Origin of the sequence: Pseudanabaena sp. SR411, assembly GCF_002251945.1 — a bacterium.
GTDB lineage: Bacteria > Cyanobacteriota > Cyanobacteriia > Pseudanabaenales > Pseudanabaenaceae > Pseudanabaena.
In genome coordinates, this window is the sequence record NZ_NDHW01000213.1 from 1 (window position 1) to 6,452 (window position 6,452).

Here is a 6,452-nt window from a genome sequence, read left to right on the forward strand (position 1 = left end):
TGCCAATCTTTGAGATCTAACGGCTTGTTCAGAAGCGCTTCGTTTTGGTTCATTTTTTTACTGTCTTTTTATTTCATATTTTACCATGCCTTACAGCGGGAAGGGAGTAATATTTAGTGGTTCATCTAATAACCACAATAAAATTTGGTTCTGCTGAAGTTCGTCTAGCCTAGAGAAGCTTATCTGAAGTAGCTTAGAGTATTCTTGTGAATAAACTAGCTCTTTTGGGTGATAATTTAATCGCTTTCGATCTAACAGACATTCAACAATTAGATCTTGTGTTTGTTTAGGAAAATGATGCATTACATGAATGGCGATGCGATCAAAAACTCGCCATCGATAACTTTGAAACTTTTTACATAAACTCTTGGCTTTACTAGAATCTATCTCTAACAACTGTTTTGTGATCTTCCAAATAGTTGTTGTAAGAAGTTTCTTAATATCGTACTGATCTCCTGAAGCAATATCTAAATTAGGATACCAAACATAAGAATAATCTTCTATGATTAAATCTTGGTTGATTCCAAGAGGAGGACGTAGACATTTGTCTAGTAACCCGCATAACATCGTTAGAACTGCATCAGTCTGCTTTGAAACTACCCAAATGGATACTGCTAGAAGATTAATTAAATCTTGATTGATTTCTAGAGAATGATATAGATATTTACCGAGTAAATTATAAAATGTCATTAAAACTGCGTTAGACTGGCTATTAAGTATTATTAAAACGTTTTCGTTAATAATTTTGCTGTAATGGTATTCTTCAAAGCGAATAATAGGTTCCCTACTTAAAATGCTATCTGGCTCAGAAGATGAAGGTAAAACTGCAAGAAGTTCACGAGCTAGATTAATAGCTACATCTACCTGATTTGTAATAGATAGATAGTTTATTAGTTTGCCAAATATTTCAGGTAAACGTGTGTGTACAGCAAAAGGAGATTGTGACACCTTAAGCCATTGAGTAGCTCGCTCAACCCAACGTGCAGCTAATTCAGAAGGCATTCTAAGAGCAGCTTCTGCCAAATCTTGATAGATTAGAATATTTTTGCAATCTCTATCAAAAAGCTGTATCCCAATCTCTAAGACTTCTTCAGGTTTATCAGATGCAACTCGACGCAGGTAACGAGACTGTTCCCAGACATAAAATCGAAAGGTTTTACCTTCTGCATCAATTTCTACATCTGGTGGATTATTAAAAAAACCTTTGTTATGAAGTGGTTGAAGCCATTCTGGATGTTTTAGATTCTCAAAAAAGTAACCAAGAGCAAAAGAACTATTAGGTATATTTAGCCTAAGAAAATCAAGATCTTTTTTGATCTCATTTTCAGTAAATGTACACTTAGCCAATAGTTCGTCAAGCTTTGTCCGAATTTCAGCAGCACGAGTCTCAAACTTTTCAAGAACTTCATCCAGAAATATATGCATTTGCCTCCAAAAATCTTCAAACTCCTCACTAACAGCTCGTGGTGGAGCTAAATCCTCACGATGAGCGCGTTTATGCAATCCCCATTTACTCTCACTCCCTGCTATGTTGAGCCAAATTATAGCAGCGAGTGATGTTTCAGATATCTCTAAAGCTTTCAATACTCCTAATATTTCGCTTTTGTGTTTATCCTTGCCACTACTATTAGTCTGATCAAGAATTGGTTTCAAAACACTTCTTAAAGAACTTTCTATTTCGCGCAGTAAATGTCCTACCAAATGGGTTGTAGCGTCCAAAGGTATCTCCATTTCCATAAGACGACAAGCATCTCGATAGAAAGCGGCTGCACCTTTCCCCACAAGAGCATTAAGCCTACTATGGATTCTTTCCTTTTGAGAATTAATAGATTTATGTGGTCGCATAAATACTCTTAAAAAATTTTAACTACTTCATTTTAGTCATTTTATCTTGTAATACATCAACAAGTTATCTGCATCTTGCGAAGTTTTTGCGATTGAACTACAAAAATTTCTTCTTTACTCAAACCACTATCTCCCAGTCCTCAAGTTGCAATCCATCCACACGCTTAAACTCCCTTGTATTATGTGTCACCAAAATTAGATTATTTGCCAAAGCGATCGCCGCAATCTGTAAATCATAAGCACCAATCGGAGTACCTGCACTAGCCAGACTTGCCCGAATTTGACCAAATAAAAGCGCCGACTCATCTCCAAAAGATAATGAGACAAATCTCTCCAAAAAGTCTTGTTGACGTTCCAATGTTTTAGTTGGATTATTGCTTCGCATCGCACCATAAAATAGCTCAGCCTTGACCACAGAGCATACAGCCATATCTTCAATGGGAGTCGAAATTAAGCGATCGCGCACTGTATTCGAGCGACCATTCAAATACACCACACAAACATTTGTGTCCAATAGATAACGCATTTCTAGTCAAAAGCTCCCACGAGTTCATCATCAAGACTCTCTGAAATCCCAGAATCATCAAGAACAATCGGATCGTCTGCACAAATACCATACAGATTTTCTAGCGATCGTCTAGCAGGAATTACCGAATAATCATCTTTAACTTGTCGATCACCCATCTTAAAAGCCAGAAACTCAATAAAATTCAACGCTTCTTGCTGCTTCTCAACTGGCAACTGCTGCATCGTACTCACAGCCCTTTCTAAAATCGTCATGATTTGAATCCTCTTAGTATCGAGCAAAATCTTGAGACATCTATTATTGTAAATTAGCACAACGATTAAATTTGGGGTGATTAGTTATGAGATCGCCTGTATACGAGTAAATGCAAAAAAATAGCGATCACATCCATCTCAGAATCCTCAGATCATCATCGGTGAAGTGATCGGGCTGTTGAATCTAGACCATGCGGTTCCATGTTTGCAGTTTACATAGGTAGCAAAACGGGTCAGGGTTCCGCTTAGTAAGCGTAGTAGCATATCCAATGCTTCATCAGCGATATGGTGATTGATTGACATTGATTGAGCATTGGCGATCGCTGATTCTTCACAGGATAGGACTTTCTCGATTGCTTCTTGCTTCACCAGTAAGTCTGGATGTTGCAAGGCGGGTGATGGCAGGGCTATACAAAATGTGGGTATATGAAAGGCTCCTTTCATACTTTCCGCAGTGTCTCTAGAGCCAAGCAGGACTTGTCCCGAATCATAGTGATTACCACAGTCCAACCAGAATGTTGTTTTTCCATTCTCTAAAACTTTGGCAATTTCAACTCTGGCTTCTGGATTATCCACGGCTCCAATACAAATTGTCAGATGTTTCCATCGTGATACGGCCATGTCTGCTCTAAATGATGTTGCCATGGCACTAATTTCAATTCCCCATTGCCATCCATATCTTGCCGCTAGTACGGATGCTTTTGGTAAGCCAAGGTCACTTGGAATAAAGTTTTGGCGAGGAATATTGGTTGCTTCTACTCGATCTGGATCGATAAATGTAACTGATACCTTTTTCCCGATCTGTTTTTGTAAATAGGCAATGCGCGGCAAGTTCAGGGCTAACCATCCGCCTGTTCCGCCACAGCCGATGAGAATTAAGTCTAGTTCTTCATAGGCTGGTAGCAGGATGGGGACGGCTTCGGCAAATGGTAATGATAGATTTGACATTACCAATCCTCCACTAAGCAGTCTGTTAGTTGTGCTGGTAACTCCAAGAGCCCTGTTGTTGCGGTTTCGTAGAAATGACCATAAATTCCTACTCGCATTCTAATCTGTGGGTTGGAGAAGATTTCTCCCAGCACTCCATAGATCCGAAAGCCTGTTTCGTCGCGATTATCTGTGTCTGAGAAGTAGGCTCTCATGCCATGATGGGAATGGATTTCTACGATCGCTTTGCTGTAGGTGCTGTTCGTGTTATTGTCCAAGGGCTTGCAGGATGTGGCTGTTTGCTCTTGATCTGGTATTGCGAGCTGCCAATTTCCATTTTCAAAATAGAGGTGAAATACGATCTCTACGGGATTATTGTTGGCATCACAAGCAATGCGTGAGGCTTCGAGCATTTGCTCTACCAGAAATAGGGGAACTGCGGGATAGGTCATCTGCACGGATGCGGATATTGCTCTTAGTCCTTTGGCTTTGTAATAGGATACGGGGGCGATCGCTTCTAATCCTTGTCTCTTTGCCCTGACAAATGTGCCGTTGCTGCCATACACATACTCATACATTGAGGTTGCGGCGATTTCGGGTAGGCTTTGACTGGTGGCGATGATGTGCTGAATTAATGGGGGATTGTTGTAGGCGATCGTTGTCGGTGGTGATGCGGGATTTATTGTGGCTACGTGCTTTTGGACATGTTCTAGTAATTTCATCGGTTGATTACCATATTGATTGCTACCTGCACAGAACTGCCACATTGGACGAGATCGTTGATGGGGTAGCGGTTGCTGTTCTGCAATTGGATCAGTTTTTCGCGGATGTCTTCTGGATGGGTAGTGGATTTGCCGTTCATGAGATGATTGTTGAACGGTGCTGTCACGAACATCTCCCATGCTTTCGCTAGTCGCTCGATCCCTTCTGTATAGTTGCTTAAGTTATTCTCAGTTCCCATACAGATCCTGCCATCTCCATAGATGTTTGGTAATGGCACATGGTAAATGGGTGCTTCGGCGGCAAAGGTTTTTCGCTTGGTTGCCCAGATATAGCAAGTGTCACCACATAGCATAAACACTATTCCCATCATGGGAATGGTTAGGGAGATTGGCTCTCCACTGCTATCTATGTTGGTGAAAGTGAATGTCGATTTTGCGGGTGGTATAAACTGTACATACCATTGTCCTTGACGGCAGATTCCCATGCGTTTTACTCCGTTGGGTATCCAGCCTGTGTCGATGCGTTCGTGCTGAAAGGCGGCTCTTACTGTGTCGGGGGATAGAAACTTATAGGTTTCTCGCTCTCCCTGTCGATATTGAAAGCAGTAATGTCCTCCTTTCAAAAACAGGAGTTTTGCCTCTGCTTCGATTAATGGATAACCATCGGGCTTTAGGGCATCTTGGAGTAGATCTAGGGTTAGCATTTATTCTTCCTCATGCCACAAGATAGTGGTTGTGTATTTCTGGATTCGTCTCTTTGCATCTGTTCCAAAGCCTGACCACCTTGATACAATTTGCCGAGTCTTTATCTAACCATTCGATAAATTCTCGATACTTTTGCATAATTGTTTGCGCTTCTGTATAAGCTTCTCTCAGCGTATCTATTACTTCTACTGTCCAATGAGCATCTACAATGTCATTTTCATAGGAGATGTCCAGCCATAGATTGCCTGTGGACTGGGTTAGCATATCTATGGCTGTAGGTAACAGGGCGATCATTCCTCTTACCTTTTGGGCTTCCTGACTTAATTTGGGGTAATTGATATAACTCGCGACAGGGGGCAAGTCCTGTTCCAGTTCTCCCTCAATGTCATTCCATGTATCACCATCTAATCCATGAATTAGGCTCATCAAGAATTTCTCGGTTGCACCTAATTCTTCAAAGTTATCGTAATACCATGAAGTGCCAAGTGGCTCTACGGGTATATAGGAGATACGTTCTGATTCTGCTAGCAATAATGGCAATGGGAAAAATTGTTCATCCATTAAGGTCAGAAATTCCAACTCTCTCTCACTATAGGTTTCAAGGCTAGTAACTTTAACACTAGCCTTGGATTGCTGATATTCATCAGGGTAGTAATACTGATACAGTTGCAGCATTGTCGCCCTTTGCTGGATTGCTTCGAGGTACTCCACGGCTTTATCGGCGGTGCGTGCTGCTAGCCACTCGAATTTGGTTTTGTCCATCTCAGAATCCTCGGATTGTCATCGGTGCGGCGATTGGGCTAGCTCTTTTCAGGTTGTCTAATGTCCTCTGGATAGACAGACTTTGTGTTTGCGATTGGGTGGTTACTTCGCTAAAGTCTTCTATCCCGATTGCGCTTAGCTCAATTAATTGAGATCCTTGCTGTTGGTACTGTTCAATCTCCCAAAGTATTTCTAGCAAGGGGTTGATTTCTTCGGGTACTTTCATCAAACTGGCGATCGCTGTCTCGCTCATACTGTGCCTTTTGTGCCTGCGAGTTTGCAGACATCCACGAGGACATCGCCGTTGGCTTGCACGGTTCTTTCGATTTTCGAGTTCTTGATTCCTTCAAAATAGAGGCTGAGAGTTGCCCTAATTTGTTCATCACTACTCCCGATTTCAGGTGGTACGGGAATTGTCTGTCCTTCAATCTTGATGTTATAGTTCATTGCTGTTTCGCTCATAGTAAGGTCATCTGTTCTGGTTTTGAGGATACTAAAGATCTCTTGGCGATCGGTTCTAAGTTTTCTTCTTCAACGGTTGAGATCGGCTCTTGGCTTGCCAATTCACTAGCGGCATAGGATTGAATGATCTCTGCTAAGGGTACTGGAGTTTAGACTAAAAAAGGTAAGAAAGGCAGAGTAAAAGAGATACAAACTGCCTAAAGTAGATAAAAAAGAAAGACATATCTACAGCCATGATTATTGACAAAC

9 protein-coding genes are annotated in these 6,452 nt (G+C 41.3%); all 9 read right to left on the reverse strand.

Features of this window, described 5'->3' with window-relative positions:
* Nucleotides 1–90: 90 nt before the first annotated feature.
* The 9 genes from B9G53_RS22890 to B9G53_RS22930 all read right to left on the reverse strand — a co-directional run bounded on the left by B9G53_RS22890 (nucleotide 91) and on the right by B9G53_RS22930 (nucleotide 6,188).
* Nucleotides 91–1,845 carry a hypothetical protein gene (locus B9G53_RS22890; protein WP_141211864.1) on the reverse strand — a complete coding sequence of 585 codons (1,755 nt, stop codon included), beginning with the start codon at nucleotides 1,843–1,845 and terminating at the stop codon, nucleotides 91–93.
* Between the two features lie 118 nt (nucleotides 1,846–1,963).
* On the reverse strand, nucleotides 1,964–2,371 hold the full coding sequence (locus B9G53_RS22895) for a type II toxin-antitoxin system VapC family toxin (RefSeq protein WP_094535760.1): 408 nt from the start codon (nucleotides 2,369–2,371) through the stop codon (nucleotides 1,964–1,966).
* Nucleotides 2,372–2,373: 2 nt separating this feature from the next.
* Nucleotides 2,374–2,625 carry a hypothetical protein gene (locus B9G53_RS22900; RefSeq protein WP_094535761.1) on the reverse strand — a complete coding sequence of 84 codons (252 nt, stop codon included), beginning with the start codon at nucleotides 2,623–2,625 and terminating at the stop codon, nucleotides 2,374–2,376.
* 147 nt (nucleotides 2,626–2,772) lie between these two features.
* The gene (locus B9G53_RS22905) at nucleotides 2,773–3,573 is read right to left on the reverse strand and encodes a ThiF family adenylyltransferase (RefSeq protein WP_094535762.1); all 801 of its coding nucleotides are present in this window, start codon (nucleotides 3,571–3,573) and stop codon (nucleotides 2,773–2,775) included.
* Nucleotides 3,573–4,319 (reverse strand): Mov34/MPN/PAD-1 family protein, encoded by a 747-nt coding sequence (locus tag B9G53_RS22910; RefSeq protein ID WP_141211865.1) that lies wholly within the window; start codon nucleotides 4,317–4,319, stop codon nucleotides 3,573–3,575. Before B9G53_RS22910 ends, B9G53_RS22905 begins: the two co-directional genes overlap by 1 nt.
* Nucleotides 4,271–4,978: a hypothetical protein gene (locus tag B9G53_RS22915; protein ID WP_094535764.1), complete on the reverse strand. Its 708-nt coding sequence runs from the start codon at nucleotides 4,976–4,978 to the stop codon at nucleotides 4,271–4,273. The genes B9G53_RS22910 and B9G53_RS22915 overlap by 49 nt, the downstream gene beginning before the upstream one ends.
* A gap of 10 nt (nucleotides 4,979–4,988) precedes the next feature.
* Nucleotides 4,989–5,741 (reverse strand): hypothetical protein, encoded by a 753-nt coding sequence (locus tag B9G53_RS22920; RefSeq protein WP_094535765.1) that lies wholly within the window; start codon nucleotides 5,739–5,741, stop codon nucleotides 4,989–4,991.
* A 1-nt stretch (nucleotide 5,742) separates the two neighbouring features.
* Entirely contained in the window at nucleotides 5,743–5,994 is a 252-nt protein-coding gene (locus B9G53_RS22925) for a hypothetical protein (RefSeq protein WP_094535766.1), read from the reverse strand.
* Nucleotides 5,991–6,188, reverse strand: coding sequence for a hypothetical protein (locus B9G53_RS22930; protein ID WP_141211866.1), 198 nt, complete (start codon nucleotides 6,186–6,188; stop codon nucleotides 5,991–5,993). Before B9G53_RS22930 ends, B9G53_RS22925 begins: the two co-directional genes overlap by 4 nt.
* Nucleotides 6,189–6,452: the final 264 nt, after the last annotated feature.